The organism is Agrococcus jenensis (assembly GCF_003752465.1).
Classification (GTDB): domain Bacteria; phylum Actinomycetota; class Actinomycetes; order Actinomycetales; family Microbacteriaceae; genus Agrococcus; species Agrococcus jenensis.
Window position 1 is genome coordinate 1,545,692 of the sequence record NZ_RKHJ01000001.1, and the last position, 15,585, is coordinate 1,561,276.

17 protein-coding genes, 2 tRNA genes and 1 riboswitch are annotated in these 15,585 nt (G+C 70.4%); of the genes, 12 read left to right on the forward strand and 7 right to left on the reverse strand.

What is annotated here, in order from left to right; genetic code table 11:
* Position 1: 1 nt before the first annotated feature.
* Both EDD26_RS07600 and EDD26_RS07605 read right to left on the reverse strand, forming a co-directional pair.
* The gene (locus EDD26_RS07600; RefSeq protein WP_123697155.1) at positions 2–514 is read right to left on the reverse strand and encodes a DinB family protein; all 513 of its coding nucleotides are present in this window, start codon (positions 512–514) and stop codon (positions 2–4) included.
* Between the two features lie 120 nt (positions 515–634).
* Positions 635–1,405 carry an SDR family NAD(P)-dependent oxidoreductase gene (locus EDD26_RS07605; RefSeq protein WP_123697156.1) on the reverse strand — a complete coding sequence of 257 codons (771 nt, stop codon included), beginning with the start codon at positions 1,403–1,405 and terminating at the stop codon, positions 635–637.
* A gap of 137 nt (positions 1,406–1,542) precedes the next feature.
* Positions 1,543–1,621, forward strand: a riboswitch (ZMP/ZTP riboswitch).
* A 54-nt stretch (positions 1,622–1,675) separates the two neighbouring features.
* On the opposite strand from EDD26_RS07605, the gene glyA reads away from it, so the two are divergent.
* A complete protein-coding gene (glyA, locus tag EDD26_RS07610) occupies positions 1,676–3,007 on the forward strand; it encodes a serine hydroxymethyltransferase (protein WP_123697157.1) in 1,332 nt (443 codons plus the stop codon).
* Positions 3,004–3,891, forward strand: a complete 888-nt coding sequence (locus EDD26_RS07615; protein ID WP_123697158.1) for a bifunctional methylenetetrahydrofolate dehydrogenase/methenyltetrahydrofolate cyclohydrolase — start codon at positions 3,004–3,006, stop codon at positions 3,889–3,891. Before glyA ends, EDD26_RS07615 begins: the two co-directional genes overlap by 4 nt.
* Positions 3,892–3,898: 7 nt before the next feature.
* On the opposite strand, the gene EDD26_RS07620 is transcribed toward EDD26_RS07615, so the two are convergent.
* Complete coding sequence (locus EDD26_RS07620; RefSeq protein WP_170165577.1) at positions 3,899–4,393, reverse strand: SRPBCC domain-containing protein; 495 nt, start codon at positions 4,391–4,393, stop codon at positions 3,899–3,901.
* Between the two features lie 81 nt (positions 4,394–4,474).
* Entirely contained in the window at positions 4,475–5,014 is a 540-nt protein-coding gene (locus EDD26_RS07625; protein WP_123697160.1) for a gamma carbonic anhydrase family protein, read from the reverse strand.
* Positions 5,015–5,047: 33 nt separating this feature from the next.
* Here EDD26_RS07625 and EDD26_RS07630 point away from each other — a divergent pair, with 33 nt between their 5' ends.
* The 3 genes from EDD26_RS07630 to EDD26_RS07640 all read left to right on the forward strand — a co-directional run bounded on the left by EDD26_RS07630 (position 5,048) and on the right by EDD26_RS07640 (position 7,519).
* Positions 5,048–5,410, forward strand: a complete 363-nt coding sequence (locus EDD26_RS07630) for an A1S_2505 family phage non-structural protein (protein WP_123697161.1) — start codon at positions 5,048–5,050, stop codon at positions 5,408–5,410.
* A 118-nt stretch (positions 5,411–5,528) separates the two neighbouring features.
* Positions 5,529–6,527, forward strand: a complete 999-nt coding sequence (locus EDD26_RS07635; RefSeq protein WP_425453418.1) for a carbohydrate ABC transporter permease — start codon at positions 5,529–5,531, stop codon at positions 6,525–6,527.
* Positions 6,524–7,519 carry a carbohydrate ABC transporter permease gene (locus tag EDD26_RS07640; protein WP_123697162.1) on the forward strand — a complete coding sequence of 332 codons (996 nt, stop codon included), beginning with the start codon at positions 6,524–6,526 and terminating at the stop codon, positions 7,517–7,519. The genes EDD26_RS07635 and EDD26_RS07640 overlap by 4 nt, the downstream gene beginning before the upstream one ends.
* 74 nt (positions 7,520–7,593) lie before the next feature.
* Here the strand turns inward: EDD26_RS07640 and EDD26_RS07645 are convergent, their stop codons facing one another.
* Positions 7,594–8,952, reverse strand: coding sequence for an ABC transporter substrate-binding protein (locus tag EDD26_RS07645; RefSeq protein ID WP_123697163.1), 1,359 nt, complete (start codon positions 8,950–8,952; stop codon positions 7,594–7,596).
* Positions 8,953–9,104: 152 nt separating this feature from the next.
* On the opposite strand from EDD26_RS07645, the gene EDD26_RS07650 reads away from it, so the two are divergent.
* From EDD26_RS07650 to EDD26_RS07665, 4 genes are all read left to right on the forward strand, one after another.
* Positions 9,105–9,178 (forward strand) — tRNA-Leu (locus EDD26_RS07650).
* A 138-nt stretch (positions 9,179–9,316) separates the two neighbouring features.
* Positions 9,317–9,739: a hypothetical protein gene (locus EDD26_RS07655; RefSeq protein ID WP_123697164.1), complete on the forward strand. Its 423-nt coding sequence runs from the start codon at positions 9,317–9,319 to the stop codon at positions 9,737–9,739.
* A 45-nt stretch (positions 9,740–9,784) separates the two neighbouring features.
* Positions 9,785–10,717, forward strand: a complete 933-nt coding sequence (locus tag EDD26_RS07660) for an aldose 1-epimerase family protein (RefSeq protein WP_123697165.1) — start codon at positions 9,785–9,787, stop codon at positions 10,715–10,717.
* A 295-nt stretch (positions 10,718–11,012) separates the two neighbouring features.
* Entirely contained in the window at positions 11,013–12,197 is a 1,185-nt protein-coding gene (locus EDD26_RS07665; protein ID WP_123697166.1) for an RtcB family protein, read from the forward strand.
* 138 nt (positions 12,198–12,335) lie between these two features.
* On the opposite strand, the gene EDD26_RS07670 is transcribed toward EDD26_RS07665, so the two are convergent.
* The gene (locus tag EDD26_RS07670; protein WP_123697167.1) at positions 12,336–13,034 is read right to left on the reverse strand and encodes a phosphotransferase; all 699 of its coding nucleotides are present in this window, start codon (positions 13,032–13,034) and stop codon (positions 12,336–12,338) included.
* A gap of 584 nt (positions 13,035–13,618) precedes the next feature.
* On the opposite strand from EDD26_RS07670, the gene EDD26_RS07675 reads away from it, so the two are divergent.
* From EDD26_RS07675 to EDD26_RS15025, 3 genes are read left to right on the forward strand one after another with little or no spacing between them, the layout of a single operon-like run.
* A complete protein-coding gene (locus EDD26_RS07675; protein WP_123697168.1) occupies positions 13,619–14,305 on the forward strand; it encodes a dual OB domain-containing protein in 687 nt (228 codons plus the stop codon).
* A gap of 18 nt (positions 14,306–14,323) precedes the next feature.
* Entirely contained in the window at positions 14,324–14,917 is a 594-nt protein-coding gene (locus EDD26_RS15040) for a DUF488 domain-containing protein (RefSeq protein WP_123697169.1), read from the forward strand.
* On the forward strand, positions 14,917–15,351 hold the full coding sequence (locus EDD26_RS15025) for a DUF488 domain-containing protein (protein WP_123697170.1): 435 nt from the start codon (positions 14,917–14,919) through the stop codon (positions 15,349–15,351). Before EDD26_RS15040 ends, EDD26_RS15025 begins: the two co-directional genes overlap by 1 nt.
* 100 nt (positions 15,352–15,451) lie before the next feature.
* Here the strand turns inward: EDD26_RS15025 and EDD26_RS07690 are convergent.
* Positions 15,452–15,524: transfer RNA gene (locus EDD26_RS07690), tRNA-Lys, on the reverse strand.
* Positions 15,525–15,585: the final 61 nt, after the last annotated feature.

Genomic DNA, 15,585 nt, shown 5'->3' on the forward strand with positions numbered 1-15,585 from the left:
CTCAGAGCACCAGGTGCTGCCGGCCGTCGATGAGCTCGAGCGCCGCATCGAGGTGCCCGGCATGCGTGGCGGTGTCGAGGATGACGTGCAGGAGCACCGCCTGGAGGTCGGCGAACCGCCCCTCCGGCCAGTCCGGATCCGGCCGCGCGGGCGGGGCGTCGAGCGCGAGCCCCGCGATGAGCTCGTCGGCGCGCGCGATCGCGTCGCGGTACTGCCGCAGCACCGCCTCCGCCGACTCGTCCGCCTCCACGCGCCAGTCGGCGGGCCTGCCCTCGTCGAGCTCCGGCCGGTCCGCCGGCCAGTAGTCGAGCGGCTCGCCCGCCATCACGGTGCGGAACCAGTAGCGCTCGCCGCCCAGCGTCAGGTGCCGCACGAGGCCGATCGGCGTCCAGCCGGACGGCAGCGCGGGCGTGCGCAGCTGCGCATCCGTCAGCCCCTCGACCGCGTCGAGGATGTGGCGCCGCTGCGCGTCGAGCGCGCCGAGCAGCAGCGAGCGGGTGCGGTCGTCGGCCATGCGCCGATCCAAGCACGCGCGGCGCCGGCACCCGCTCCACCATCGGGGACCCGGTCCGCCGAGTCCCGAAGGGTCGACCGGGTCCCGCTGGTGCGGACGATGCCCGAGCCCGGCCGCGGCTCAGCCGGCCGACCAGCCGCCGTCGTTGGGGATGATCGCGCCGCTGACGTTGCTCGCGGCGTCGGAGGCGAGGAACGCCGCGAGGTTCGCCTGCTCGATCGGCTGCGCGACGCGCATCGCCGACTGGTGCACCGGCGTGAGCGCGCCGATGCCCTCCTGGTCGATGTGCTGCTGGATGTCGGCGGTCATGACGTTCGTCTCGACGCCGCCCGGGCAGATGGCGTTCGCCCGGATGCCCCGCTTCGCGTACGTGTAGGCGGTGTTGCGGGTGAGTCCGATGAGGCCGTGCTTCGACGCGGTGTAGGCCGCGCCCGCCGCCGCGCCGCGGATGCCCGCCTCGCTCGCGATGTTCACGATCGAGCCCGAGCCCTGCGGCAGCATCACCCGCAGCGCCGCGCGCGTGAGGTAGAAGGGCGCGGAGAGGTTGACCCGCAGCACCCGGTCCCACAGCGCGTCGTCGACGGTGGCGGCGCCCGCGAAGTGGTCCATGATCCCGGCGTTGTTCACGAGCACGTCGAGCCGCCCGTAGCGCTCGACCGCCGCCGCGACGATGGCATCGGCGACCGCGGCGTCGCCGATGTCGCCGATGTGCGCGGATGCGGTGCCGCCGTCGCCCTCGATCGCCGCGACGGTCTCGTGCGCGGTGTCGGCGATGTCGCTCACCACCGCCTGCGCTCCGAGGCTCGCGAAGAGGGTCGCGGTGATGCGGCCGATGCCGCTGCCGCCGCCGGTGATGACGGCGACCTTGCCGGTGAGGTCGATGAGGCTCATGGTGCTCCTTCGCACGGGGGATGGTGGCCACAGCGTCCCGCGGCGCCTCCCGGTCCGCAAGGCGTCGCGCATGAGCATTCCCCGAGGATCGGCGAGCCGCTCGAGCGCGCCCACCGGCACGTGCCCGTTGGCTACGATGGAGGCGCCGCGACTGGCGCACAGGTGGAGCACCACCGGGAAGCGGCGAACATTCGGCCGCGCGCCTGGGCCACGCAGCATGCGTGCAAGAAGCCGGGCGTCCCGTGCGCCGCAGAGCCCGAAGGAGCCATCGTGTCCGACCGCCTCCCCTCGTCCTTCAACAGCCCGCTGCTCGAGGTCGATCCCGAGATCGCCGCCGTGCTGCAGCAGGAGCTCGACCGCCAGCGCGACTACCTCGAGATGATCGCGAGCGAGAACTTCGTGCCCGTCGCCGTGCTCGAGGCCGCCGGCAGCGTGCTCACGAACAAGTACGCCGAGGGCTACCCCGGCCGTCGCTACTACGGCGGCTGCGAGGCCGTCGACATCGCCGAGTCGCTCGCGATCGAGCGCGCGAAGTCGCTCTTCGGCGCCGCGTTCGCCAACGTGCAGCCCCACTCGGGCGCGACCGCCAACGCGGCCGTGCTGCACGCGATCGCCCGCCCCGGCGACACGATCCTCGGCCTCTCGCTCGACCACGGCGGCCACCTCACGCACGGCATGAAGATCAACTTCTCCGGCCGGCTCTACGACATCGTCGCCTACGGCGTCGACCCCGAGACGAGCCGCGTCGACATGGAGGAGGTGCGCCGCCTCGCCGTCGAGCACAAGCCGAAGGTCATCATCGCCGGCTGGTCGGCCTACCCGCGCCAGCTCGACTTCGCCGCGTTCCGCGCGATCGCCGACGAGGTCGGCGCGCTGCTCTGGGTCGACATGGCGCACTTCGCCGGACTCGTCGCCGCCGGGCTGCACCCCAACCCGGTCGAGCACGCGCACGTCGTCTCGTCGACCGTGCACAAGACCATCGGCGGGCCCCGCTCGGGCTTCATCCTCACGAACGACGCCGACATCGCGAAGAAGATCAACTCGGCCGTCTTCCCGGGCCAGCAGGGCGGCCCGCTCATGCACGTCATCGCCGCGAAGGCCACGGCGTTCAAGCTCGCCGCGAGCGAGGAGTTCAAGGAGCGCCAGGAGCGCACGATCCGCGGTGCCCAGATCCTCGCCGAGCGCCTCATGCAGCAGGACGTGGCGGACGCGGGCATCTCGGTGCGCTCGAACGGCACCGACGTGCACCTCGTGCTCGTCGACCTCCGCGAGGCCGCGATCGACGGCAAGCAGGCCGAGGACCTCCTGCACGAGATCCAGATCACCGTCAACCGCAACGCGGTGCCGAACGACCCGCGGCCGCCGATGGTGACGAGCGGTCTCCGCATCGGCACGCCGGCGCTCGCGACCCGCGGCTTCGGCGACGAGGAGTTCACCGAGGTGGCCGACGTCATCGCGCTCGCGCTGCAGCCGGGCGCCGACCTGCCCGCGCTCCGCACGCGCGTGCAGGCGCTCGCCCAGGCGCTGCCGCTCTACCCCGGCGTCGGCCCGAGCGGCCAGCCCGAGGTGGTGCACGAGCTCGGATCGAGCGTCGAGCGATGACCGCGCAGATCCTCGACGGCAACCGCACGGCAGCCGCGATCAAGGAGGAGCTCCGCGACCGCGTCACGGGGCTGCAGGCGAAGGGCCTCACGCCCGGGCTCGGCACCCTCCTGGTGGGCGACGATCCGGCGAGCCAGTCCTACGTCAAGGGCAAGCACCGCGACTGCGCCGACGTCGGCATCACGTCGATCCGCGTCGACCTGCCGCACGGCGCGTCGACCGCCGACGTGCGCGCCGCCATCCGCGACCTCAACGAGGCGCGCGAGGTGACGGGCTACATCGTGCAGCTGCCGCTGCCGCCCGGGCACGACGAGCACGCGATGCTCGAGCTCATGGATCCGGCGAAGGACGCCGACGGCCTCCACCCGGTCAACCTCGGCAGGCTCGTGCTCGGCGTCGACGGCCCGATCGACTCGCCGCTGCCCTGCACGCCGGCGGGCATCGTGCGGATGCTGCGGCACCACGACATCGAGATCGCCGGCGCGACCGTCGCGGTCGTCGGCCGCGGGCTCACCGTCGGTCGGCCGCTCGGCCTGCTGCTGACCCGCAAGGGCATCGACGCGACCGTGACGCTCTGCCACTCGCGCACGCCCGACCTCGCCGCGCAGGTGCGCGAGGCCGACATCGTCGTCGCGGCGGTCGGCGTGCCGGGGCTCATCAAGGCGGACTGGGTGAAGCCGGGCGCGGCGGTGCTCGACGTGGGCATCACGCGCGGGCTCTCGGCCGAGACGGGCCGCGTGAAGCTGCTCGGCGACGTCGACCCGGGCGTGCGCGAGGTCGCCGGATGGGTGTCGCCGGTCCCCGGCGGCGTCGGCCCGATGACGCGCGTCATGCTGCTCGACAACGTCGTGCAGATGGCGGAGAAGGCCGTCCGCTCCCGCTGACCGCGCGTCAGGCGGCGTAGGCGTCGCGCAGCGCGGGGTAGTAGTCGTCCCAGTCGGGCATCGGCTGCCCCGCGAGCGCGGCGACCAGCCGGTCGAGGTACCACTCCCAGCCGGCGCCGATGTCGGGCAGCGCCGAGAGCGCGACGTCGTGGTGCGTGAAGCGGATCGTGGCGCCCGAGCCGGCGTCGTGCCCGCCGTCGAGGACCTCGACCTCGAGGCTCCACGAGCCGTGCTCGTCGGTGGTGAGCACCGCGAGGTGCTCGGGCGCGTGGCAGTCGAGGATCTCGACCGCGGTCGTCGCGTCGCCCTCCTCGGCGGTCATGCTCATGACGACCTCGCCCGAGTCGGGGTCGCCCGCGTAGGTGCCGAACCACATCCCGAGCTCGCGCGACTCCGTCAGGAACGGCCAGACCGCGATCGCGTCGGCCGCGACCCTCCGCTCGAGCGCGAGCTCGGCCGACTCGCCGTGCTCGGTGACCGTGCCTGTGCGTGCGATCGCCATCTCGCTCCCTCCGCCGCGGCCGAGCCTACGCATCCGTCCCGCCACAGCGCCAGGCCCGCCGGTGGGCACCGGCGGCGAGGGTCAGTGCGTGTGGATGGCGTCGGCGTAGAGCCGGATGCGCGTGCTGTAGACGTCGGCGTTCCGCGCGATGCCGCGGCGCTCGTCCTCGGTCGTCTCGCGGCGCACCTTGCCCGGCACGCCCGCGACGAGCGAGTGCTCGGGGATGACGGTGCCCTCGGTGACGAGCGCGCCGGCGGCGATGATCGAGCCGGTGCCGATCACCGCGCCGTTCATGACGGTCGCGTGCATCCCGATGAGCACGTCATCCTCGACGGTGCAGCCGTGCACGACCGCGTTGTGGCCGATCGAGACGCGAGCGCCGATGCGCAGCGGCGAGCCGTGGTCGACGTGGAGCGAGCAGGAGTCCTGCACGTTGCTGTCCTCGCCGATCGTGATCGGCTCCTCCTCGGCGCGCAGGCTCGCGCCCGGCCAGATGCCCACCCGCTCGCCGAGCGAGACCGCGCCCGCGATGACGGCGCCAGGCATGACGAGCGCCGACTTCGGCAGGTGCGGGGTGCGGCCAGGCAGCGGGATGATCGTGGCGCGCTCGTGGACGGTCATGGCGCCAGGGTAGCCCCGGCGTATCCTCACGGCATGAGGATCGAGGCGCTGGAGCCGCACCAGGTGTTCGTCTTCGGATCGAACGCGTCCGGGCACCACGGGGCGGGAGCCGCGCGCATGGCGCTCGAGCGCTTCGGCGCCGTGTGGGGCGAGGGGCACGGGCTGCACGGCCAGTCCTACGCGATCGACACGATGAGCGGCCTGCCGACGATCGAGCGCGAGGTGCAGGCGTTCCTCGCCTTCGCCGCCGAGCATCCCGAGCTCGAGCTGCTCGTGACGGAGATCGGCTGCGGCATCGCCGGCTACACGCCCGAGCAGATCGCGCCGCTCTTCCTCGGCGGTCCCGGGAACGTGGTGCTGCCGGAGCGGTTCCGGGCGGTGCTCGAGCGCGACTGACCGCACCGCGGGGACGCCGTACCCCATCGCTTCTTCGAAGAACTGATGCGCTTCTCGGAGAAGTGGGGTACTACATGGAGTGCGGTTCCCACCCGGCCGCCTGACCCCAGGAGGCACCGTGTCGACGACGACCGCAGCTCCAGACGCCACACGGCCCGGCGATCCGCCGGGCGATCGCCGCACGCGGCGCAAGCGCGCACCGAGGACGCCCCTGACGAAGAGCCAGCGGCGCGAGGCGCTCACGGGCTACCTCTTCATCTCTCCGTGGATCGTCGGCTTCCTCGTCTTCACGCTCGGCGCGATGGTCTACAGCCTCGTGATCTCGTTCAGCCGCTACCAGCTGGCGACCGACACCGCCCGCCCCGTCGGGCTCGCGAACTACGAGGCGCTCTTCGAGGACCCGAAGATCGGCATCGCGCTCGCGAACACGCTGTACTACGCGGTGCTCGCGGTGCCGCTCGAGATCGTCCTGGCGCTCGGGCTCGCGCTGCTGCTCAACAGCGCGCGCCGCGGTGCGGGCATCTTCCGCACCATCTTCTACCTGCCCAAGATGACGCCCGCAGTGGCCACGGCATCCGTCTTCCTGCTGCTGCTGAACGGCAGCCAGGGCGCCATCAACCGCGGGCTCGCAGCGATCGGCATCCAGGGCCCGCAGTGGCTGCTCGACCCGGCGTGGGTCAAGCCGTCGATCGTGCTCATGACGCTGTGGGGCGTCGCCGGCACGATGGTGATCTTCCTCGCGGCGCTGCAGAACGTGCCGAAGGACCTCTACGAGGCCGCATCGCTCGACGGTGCGGGCGCCGGCCGGCGCTTCTGGAACGTCACCGTGCCGATGATCTCGCCGGCGATCTTCTTCAACGTGCTGGTGCTCACGATCGCGGCGTTCCAGATCTTCGACCAGGCCTTCCTGCTCTTCCACCGGCAGACGGGAGCCGGGACGTCGGATGCATCGCTGTTCTACGCGATCTACCTGTTCGACCAGGCGTTCCGGCAGTTCAACTTCGGCTTCGCCGCCGCGATGGCGTGGCTCCTGTTCGTCATCATCCTGGTCATCTCACTCATCCAGATGCGGGTGGGCAACCGGTTCGTCTACTACGAGAGCGAGGACGCGCGATGAGCTCGCCCATCCAGCCCGGCCGCGTCCAGGAGGCGTACGTCCTCACGCCCGAGCAGGCGGAGGAGGTCGAGCGCACCGACGGTGCGACGCCGCCGCCCGCCGGGGAGTCGCGCCCGCGGCGACGCCGCGAGCGCGGCCCGGCGCTCAGCCCGCTCGGTCGTGTCCTCGAGGTGGTGCGCTGGGTGCTGCTGCTCGTCTGCAGCGCCCTCTTCCTGTACCCGTTCGCGTGGCTGCTCGCCGCGAGCTTCAAGCCGCGCGGCGAGGTGTTCGACAACCGGCTCATCCCGCAGACGTGGGTGCCCGAGAACTACGTGCAGATCTTCCAGGAGCTGCCGCTGCTCAGCTGGCTCGGCAACAGCCTGCTGGTCGCGATCCTCGCGGCCGGGCTCGTGACGGTGTCGAGCTCGCTCGTCGCCTTCGGCTTCGCCTACTACCGCTTCCCGGGCCGCAAGGTGCTGTTCGGCGTGGTGCTCGCGACCATGATGCTGCCGGGCGCGGTGACGCTCGTGCCGTCGTTCCTCATCTGGAACCAGCTGGGACTCGTGGGCACGAACGTGCCGCTCTGGGGCGCGAACCTGTTCGGCTCCGCGTTCTACATCTTCCTGCAGCGGCAGTTCTTCCTCGGGCTGCCCAAGGAGCTGTTCGAGGCGGCGAGGATCGACGGGCTGAACGCGTGGGGCCAGTTCTGGCGCATCGCCTTCCCGCTGTCGGTGCCGTCGTTCGTGATCGTCTTCCTCTTCGAGTTCCAGGCGAGCTGGAACAACCTGCAGGGCGCGCTCATCTACCTCAACGTCGGCTCGGCGGAGGGGTACACCGTGCCGCTCGGCATCGCGAGCGCGATGACGAAGTACGACCCGTCCACCGGTGGCCACGGCGACTACCAGTACGTCATGGTCGCGGCGCTCATCGTCACGCTGCCGATGCTCATCCTCTTCGCCTTCGGGCAGCGCTCGTTCATCGAGGGCCTCGCGACCTCCGGCCGGAAGGGGTAGGCGGCTCGACCGGCACCACGCAGTGAGGGCGGGAGCGGCATCGCCGCTCCCGCCCTCATCGCTCTGCCGGTCGGCTACTCGGTGGACACCTGGTCGTAGGCGCGCTGCGCGGCCTCCTGGGCCGCGGCGAGCGCGTCCTCCGCGGAGCTGTCGCCGAGCAGGATCGACTGCATCGCGTTCTGCAGCTCCGTCTGGATCTGCTGGCCGGCGGGGGAGCCACCGAGCGACGTGCCCTCCGCGGCCACGTCGTAGTACGAGTCGATCGCGCCCTGGAAGCCGGGGAAGCCCTCGGCCGACGCGAAGTTCTCGCGGATCGCCGTGTCGCTCTCGGGCGAGCCGGTGAAGAGTCCGGCGTTGATGCCGAGCCGCTCGGGCTCCGCCTCGGTCGTCGTCGCGCGCGCCTCGGCCGCGGCCTGCCACGCCTCCGGCGAGGTCAGCTGGAGCGCCCACGCGCACGCGGCCGACGGGTTGGCGGCGCCTGCCGGGATGACGAACGACGAGCCTCCAGCAGCGGTGAAGTCCTCGCCCTCCTGGTCGCGCAGCGGCACCGCGCCGATCTCGACCTGCTCCGCGTAGGGGGTCAGCACGTTGACGTACCACTGGTCGAACACGGCCGCGCCGACCTGATCGGTCACGTACGGGTTCTCGTCGCCGAAGAGGTCGAACGAGTCGACGAGGCTCGAGACCTCGGCGAAGCCGCCCTGCGCGTCGTACAGCTGCTGCAGGAACTCCGCGGCCTCCACGTTCTCGGCGCGGTCGAGGGTCGGAGCGCCCGACTCGTCGACGATGCCGCCGCCGAACGACAGCATCCACATCGCCGCCTTCGAGACGCCCTGCGGGTCGAAGCCGACGCGCGAGATCGAGCCGCCCTCGGTCGCCGACATGGCCTCGGCGGCGTCGATGAGGCTGACCGGGTCGCTCGGGTCGAGGTCCGAGGCTTCGACGCCCGCCTCCTCCATGACGCGGGCGTTCGTCAGGATGAGCGGCGGCTGGTAGAACTGCGGCACCGCCCAGACCTGGTCCTCCCACGTCACGTCCTGCACCACCTGCGGGTACCAGCGCTGCTGCGGGTCGACGTCGTTCGCCGCGAAGCACGCGTCGAGCGGCATGAGCAGCCCCTGCGCCGCGTAGGTCGCCACGAACTGGCGGTCGATCTGCACCACGTCGGGCATCGAGCCCGACGCCGCGAGCGTCGTGAACTTCTGCGCGTCGAAGGCGGTCTGGTCGAGCGTGATCTCGACGCCCTCGAGCTGCGCAGCGGCGTGGTCGAGGCGGGCCTGGCCCACGTCGTCGGTGTTCTCGAAGCCCCAGCCGCTCAGCGCGCCAGTCGGGTCCGCTTCGAAGTCGGCTTCGGCGTTGCCTGCAGCGCCTCCGCATCCGGTCAGCAGCAGCGCTGCTGCGATGGCGCCTGCTGCGCCAGCACGTGCTCTCACGTCGGTCTCCTCATGTCGGATGGCCACACGCAGCCTGCGTCGGCCTTGGGCTGACCGTACATCGAACCTGTACCCCGACCTAGAAGCGCTTCTCCAGGTTCGCCGGAACCGATCGGCGGCGCTCTAGGTTTAGAGGCGGGCCGACGGGCCCGGCCCCCGTAGCCCAACCGGCAGAGGCAGCGGACTTAAACTCCGCCCAGTCTGGGTTCGAACCCCAGCGGGGGCACCGCTCGTCGAGCGACGGAGCCGGCCCCGCACCGAGCGCAGCACGCTCGAGATCGCGGCTTCCGCGACGCCGTGGCGGGGAGGAGACTCGTGGCGCCCGGGGACGACGGAGTCCCCGGAGGACGACGAGGAGAGCACCATGTCCACCGCCATTCCCGTCCGCCGCGCCACCGCGACCGTCGCACTCGCTGTCGCGATGACCCTGGTGGGGGCGACCGCGGCGTCGGCCCATCACTGCTACCGAGAGCAGTGGGCAGACGCGGCGTACCAGCACCACCTGCAGGGCGGCACCGCCTGGGTCCCGCTCAGCGACCTCGGTGCCATGTTCGTCATCCCGCCGGACCTGCAGGAGCAGTGCGGCTACGTCGCCGACGAGGTCGTCGCCGACTTCATGGAGGACTACGGCCTGGAGCAGGAGCCGCTGATCCACTCGCGCGCGATGGTCGGTCGCGGCGCCGGCTACCAGGGCAAGGACGTGCCCTTCAGCTACCTCGACGAGGAGCAGTTCGAGGCGCTGACGGTCGCGCTGCTCGCGGGGGTCGCGGTCTGCGCCGGGGGATAGTGCGGCGGGGGCGGCGCCCGCGCGCTCGCTCGCTAGGCTCGCGGCATGCGGCCGCCCACAGGACAGCAGTTCACGATCTCGCGCACCGTCGACGGCTCGGAGCTGCGCGCCACGATCACCGAGGTCGCGGCGACGCTGCGCGAGCTCACGATCGACGGGGTGGACCTCGTCGAGCCGTTCCCCGAGCACGCCCGGCCCGCGAAGGGCCAGGGCATCGTGCTCGCGCCGTGGGGCGGCCGCGTCGCGGGCGGCGACTGGCAGCTCGACGGCGCCACGCAGCGGCTGCCGATCACCGAGCGCGACAAGGGCAACGCGAGCCACGGGCTGCTGCGCTTCGCACCGTACCGGGTGCTGGAGCACTCGGCGTCGCGCCTCGTGCTGCAGGCCACGATCCACCCGCAGGGTGGTTGGCCCTTCCTGGTCGACACGGCGGTCACCTACGAGCTCACCGACGACGGGCTGCTCGTCACGCAGGAGGCGACCAACGTCGGCACCGAGCGCGCGCCGTGGGCGTGCGGCGCGCATCCCTACCTCGCGGTCGGCGACACCGCGCCCGAGCGCCTGACGCTCACCGTGCCGGCCGCACGCGTCTTCAACGCGGTCGACCTCATCCCGACCGAGGAGACGCTCGTCGACGCGATGGATGCGTCGGCGCCCGACCTGCGCGCGGGCCGCAGCCTCACCGAGCTCGACGTCGACCACAACTACGCGGGGCTGGAGTTCGTGGGCGGTGTGGCGACGTCGTCGCTCCTCGACGGGACCGGCCGCGGGGCGGAGCTGTGGCAGGACGCCGCCTTCCCGTACGTCGTCGTCTTCACGCCGCGCGACTTCCCCGCCGCGAGCGGGCCGAAGCAGGCTGCGGCGGTCGAGCCGATGAGCGCGCCCGCGAACGCGCTCAACTCCGGCCAGGGTCTCGTGTGGCTCGAGCCGGGGGAGTCGTGGCGCGGCCACTGGGGCATCTCGCCGGTCGGCTTCTGATCCGCCGTTGACGCGTCAGCGGCCATGACGTACTGTCGCAAGGCTGTGCATCCCGCACGGCAGGCACGTCGAGAGGTGGCGATCGTGAGCGCGCAGCGCGAACGAGCAGAGGTCCGGGTCAATCCCGCTGACCTCCACCAGCCATGCTCTCCGGCCCCGGCCGCGTAGCCCTCCGGCTCCGCGCGTCCCGTGACCGACAGGGTCCGGGACGCCCCTTCCACGGCGAGGGGGACTGCCCGCACCCTGTGGCAGCCCCCACCGCGCTCTCCAGCGCACCCACAGGAGGAAAGGCACCATGGAGACCCTCTCCAAGCGGCTGCTGTCGTGGGCGAGCATCCTCGAGGACTCCACCCTCGAGCAGGCTCGCACCGCGTCCGGCATGCCGTTCATCCACCCGCACCTCGCGCTCATGCCCGACGCGCACCTCGGTCGCGGCGCGACCGTCGGCTCGGTCATCCCGACGCTCGGCGCGATCATGCCCGCCGCGGTCGGCGTCGACATCGGCTGCGGCATGATCGCCGTGCGCACCCAGCTGCGCCGCGACGACCTGCTCACCAGCGTCGACGGCGGTCGCGAGCTGTCCGAGCTGCGCGAGCAGATCGAGCGCAGCATCCCGCTGTCGGCGGGGCGCGACAACCGCACGGTGCGGCCGACGGCCGAGCCGCGCGTCGCCGAGCTCGAGCAGCTCGCGGAGCGCAGCGGCTTCGACCCCGAGAGCTACGCGAAGCACTGGCGGCTGCAGCTCGGGTCGCTGGGCAGCGGCAACCACTTCATCGAGGTCTCGGTCGACGAGACGGATGCGGTGTGGATGTTCCTGCACTCCGGCTCGCGCGGCGTGGGCAACAAGATCGCGCAGCGGCACATCGCGATCGCGCAGCGGCTGGCGAAGCAGTGGTGGATCGAGCTGCCCGACCCGGACCTCGCCTACCTCGTGGAGGGCACGCGCGAGTTCGACCGGTACATCGCCGAGCTGCGGTGGGCGCAGCGCTTCGCGCTGCTCAACCGCGAGGAGATGATGGACCGGGTCGCCGACCAGCTGGGCCGCTTCGTCGGCACCGGCATCGACGAGCTCGAGCGGATCAACTGCCACCACAACTTCACGGAGTCGGAGACGCACTTCGGGAAGCGGGTGTGGGTGTCGCGCAAGGGCGCGATCCAGGCGGACGAGGGCCGTCCCGGGCTCATCCCCGGATCGATGGGCACCGCGTCGTACGTCGTCGAGGGGCTCGGCAACCCGCTCGCGCTCAACTCCGCGCCGCACGGCGCGGGGCGGAGGCTGTCGCGGAATGCCGCCCGGCGCACGTTCTCGCGCGACGAGCTGCGGGAGGCGATGGTCGGCATCGAGTACCGCGACACCGACGCGTTCATCGACGAGATCCCGCAGGCGTACAAGCCGATCGACGAGGTCATGGCCGACGCCGGCGATCTAGTGCGGATCCGGCACACGCTGCGCCAGCTCGTGAACGTGAAGGGCGACTAGCGCCGAGCCGGTGACTGCCCCGTCGCCGAGAGGTGGGCGGGCGGCCGAGAGGTGGGCCTGCGGGCCCACCTCTCGGTGTCTGCCCCACCGGTCGTTCGCAGCCCCACCCGTCGGTGGCAGCCCACCCGTGGCCGCCGGTCAGGCGGGCCAGGCGAGCAGCTCGGCCGTCAGCTGCTCGAGGTACTCCGGCGGCCCGACCTCGGCGAACCACAGCCAGAGCTCGGCCGCGTGGATGGGCAGCCACGGCCGCAGGGCATCCGGATCGGTGCCGTACCCGGTCGCGATCGCCTCGAACGAGCGTGGATCCTTGCGCGCGGCACCCCACGCGGCGCGGGCCACCTCGCGCAGCGGATCACCGAGGTGCGCCTTCTCCCAGTCGAGCACGGCGGTGATGCGGCCATCCGCCCACAGCAGGTTGCCGTCGCCCCAGTCGCCGTGGCAGAACACCGGCGGCGCGGCCGCAGGCACGACGAGCGGCAGCGGCGGACCACCCGCATCGCGGTAGCGGCGGATGATCGCCGCGTCGTCGGGAGCCGCGGGCAGCCCCAGTGGCGATTCGAGCTCGTGCAGCCGGCGGAGCAGCGCGGCCGACGCCCGCAGCCCGTCGATCCGGACGTCGGGCGCGACGTCGTCGAGCCGCTCACCGGGCATGCGCGTCATGAGGATGGAGCCGGGCTGCACCTCGACGAGCTCGGGCACGGGGATGCCGATGCCGGCGACAGCCCTCAGGGCGAGCGCCTCCGCGTCATGGCGCAGCGGATCGCGCAGCCGCTTCTCGACGAGCGCTCGCCCGTCGCGCTCCACCGCGCGCACGTGACCGACCGCTCCCTGACGCATCCGCCCATCATCGCAAGCGATCGCCGCTCGTCCACGCCGCAGGTAGCCCCGCGCCCGAGGGGTAGCGGCGCGCGGGCACCTCTCGAGCGGGGGCTACCGCTCGGTTCGCGCGCAACGCCGGTTCGACCGTAGTCGCGGCACACCTCGGTGAGCGCGACCCCCGCGGTGGATGGCAGCAGCGCCGTCTCGACCGCGGCTATCACCATGGCGTTCGCTGGACAGAGGGGTGCATCCCGTCCGCGGCGCACTAACTGTGCGGCCAACTGTCGCACGCATCGTTGCGAATGGGAAGATCGACGAGTCAGATAGGTGCTTCGGGCGCGACCATTTAAGGTATCGCGCGACCAAGCGGCGTGATACGCCGTTCGCGGACCGGCCCGGCGCAGTTCGGACCCTCCGGTTCGGAGGACGATCCTTCCACCGAGGACTGCACGCTGACGCCGAGACCAGCGCCCAGCTATGATGACGCGTCGTCCATACATTGCGTCGCATCACGGCGCATGCCGACGACGACGGCCGGTGCGGTGACGGTCAAGCGCACGCGCTAGGAACTGGTTGTCAGCGGTTAGTGGCAGACTGCAAACGTGACCCGAGACCCCCAGTACCCGACGCTGCTGTTGCTCGCGAACTCGCGCAAGCTGAGCGGCCGGTGCATGGCGGGGATCGAGCTCGTCGATGGCGCGCCCGCTGGCTGGGTGCGGCCGGTCAGCGCCCGCCCGCACGGCGAAGTGTCTGAGATCGAGCGCCAGTACGAGGACGGGTCAGACCCGAAGGTCCTGGACGTTGCACGGGTGCCTCTGCTGAGACCCGCGCCAGCCGAGTACCAGACAGAGAATTGGCTTCTAGATCCCAACTACTATTGGAAACACGAGGGGGAAGCGACCGCCGCGGACCTTTCGGGTCTCACTGACGCAAGAGACCTGTGGCTTGCGAACGATTCCAGTACGCGTCACGGTCTGCATGATCGCGTTCCGCAGGGAACAGCGCAAGCGATGACGGATTCCCTCCGGCTGATTCACGTTGATGATCTCAAATACCGCGTTTTCGCTCCGAGCGCGGACTATAACAATTTCAAGCGTCGAGTTCAGGCTGCCTTCACTCACGGTTCCGAGTCGTATAGAATGATGGTCACCGATCCTCTTGTTGAGCGGGCATACGTCGGGCTGGAGCAGGAAGATCACTTCATCGGTGCGGCTTATCTGACCGTCAGTCTCGGGGAAGCATACGAGGGCTACGCGTACAAGCTCGTGGCGGCGGTCATTCTTGGGTAGTCGGCGGGAGCGAGTGCTGTGAGCCGGGTCCTTACCATTGGGCATTCGACGCACTCCATCGAGCGGTTCATTGCCCTCCTGAGCGAGCGCCAAGTCACTGCCATCGCAGACGTCAGATCGGTCCCGGCGAGTCGCTTCACTCCACAATTCAATCGGGAAGCACTAAGTCGCGCGTTGCGTGCCGCTGGTATCGCATACGTTTTCCTAGGCTCGGAGCTCGGTGCGCGGTCCCCTGTGGCGAGCGATTACTGCGAGGGGAAGGTGCAGTACAGCAGACTGGCCTCGAGCGCTACCTTTGCGTCCGGGGTTCGGCGGGTTATAGATGGAGCTTCGAGGGAAAGTGTTGCGTTGATGTGCTCTGAGCAGGAACCGCTTGACTGTCACCGAACGATCTTGGTGTCTCGGATCCTCGCGGAACGCGGTGTCGGAATAGGACACATCCACGGCGACGGAAGTGTCGAATCTCACGACGACGCCATGGCTCGACTACGTAAGAAGCATCACCTCGACGGTCCCTCCCTGATCGATACCGATGACCAGCTTCTCGAGCGGGCGCTTGAGCTGCAAGAAGCAGAGATCGCGTACGTAGACAAGCGACTGGCGTTGCACTAATGAAGTTGTTCACTATCGGCTTCACTAAGAAGAGCGCTGCGCAATTCTTCGCTCTTCTTGGGAGCAGTGGCGCCACCGCGCTGGTAGACACTCGACTTAACAACGTGTCGCAACTAGCCGGGTTTTCGAAGCGAGACGACCTGGAGTTTTTCGCTCGAGAGATATGTAATATGACGTATCGCCATGACGTGCGCCTCGCGCCGACCAGCGAGCTTCTCCAAGCTTACAAGAAGGGCGCTTGGTCCTGGTCCGAGTACGAGGAGAGGTATGTTGGGCTTATCCGAGGGCGCCGAATAGAAACGGAACTCAAGCGCGTCGACTTCGACAACGTCGTCCTATTATGTTCGGAAGCAACCGCAGAGCGATGTCACCGTCGTCTTGCTGCCGAATACCTCGCGGCTGCCTGGGGTGGCGTCGAGATCACTCATCTGTAACGTCTCGTTTGAGTCTCTGCACGTTCGGAGATCGAGTTGGCGTTGCCTCGACGCAACCGCGGCCCGTTACATACCGCTCGACGCAGCCGCCAACATGCGGTGGGCCCGGTGGGGCTCGAACCCACGACCAGCGGATTAAAAGTCCGACGCTCTACCGACTGAGCTACAGGCCCGCTCCTCCAGGGTAGCCGCGGCGGCGGGCGTGCCTTCGCAGGGCACGGCCGGGCCGCGTGG

Coding starts and splice junctions, on each gene's coding strand:
- EDD26_RS07600 (WP_123697155.1), bottom strand. CDS start 514: ATGGCCGACGACCGCACCCGCTCGCTGCTGCTCGGCGCGCTCGACGCG.
- EDD26_RS07655 (WP_123697164.1), top strand. CDS start 9,317: ATGTCCACCGCCATTCCCGTCCGCCGCGCCACCGCGACCGTCGCACTC.
- EDD26_RS07665 (WP_123697166.1), top strand. CDS start 11,013: ATGGAGACCCTCTCCAAGCGGCTGCTGTCGTGGGCGAGCATCCTCGAG.
- EDD26_RS07625 (WP_123697160.1), bottom strand. CDS start 5,014: ATGACCGTCCACGAGCGCGCCACGATCATCCCGCTGCCTGGCCGCACC.
- EDD26_RS07640 (WP_123697162.1), top strand. CDS start 6,524: ATGAGCTCGCCCATCCAGCCCGGCCGCGTCCAGGAGGCGTACGTCCTC.
- EDD26_RS07660 (WP_123697165.1), top strand. CDS start 9,785: ATGCGGCCGCCCACAGGACAGCAGTTCACGATCTCGCGCACCGTCGAC.
- EDD26_RS07615 (WP_123697158.1), top strand. CDS start 3,004: ATGACCGCGCAGATCCTCGACGGCAACCGCACGGCAGCCGCGATCAAG.
- EDD26_RS15025 (WP_123697170.1), top strand. CDS start 14,917: ATGAAGTTGTTCACTATCGGCTTCACTAAGAAGAGCGCTGCGCAATTC.
- EDD26_RS07605 (WP_123697156.1), bottom strand. CDS start 1,405: ATGAGCCTCATCGACCTCACCGGCAAGGTCGCCGTCATCACCGGCGGC.
- EDD26_RS07670 (WP_123697167.1), bottom strand. CDS start 13,034: ATGCGTCAGGGAGCGGTCGGTCACGTGCGCGCGGTGGAGCGCGACGGG.
- EDD26_RS07620 (WP_170165577.1), bottom strand. CDS start 4,393: ATGGCGATCGCACGCACAGGCACGGTCACCGAGCACGGCGAGTCGGCC.
- EDD26_RS07630 (WP_123697161.1), top strand. CDS start 5,048: ATGAGGATCGAGGCGCTGGAGCCGCACCAGGTGTTCGTCTTCGGATCG.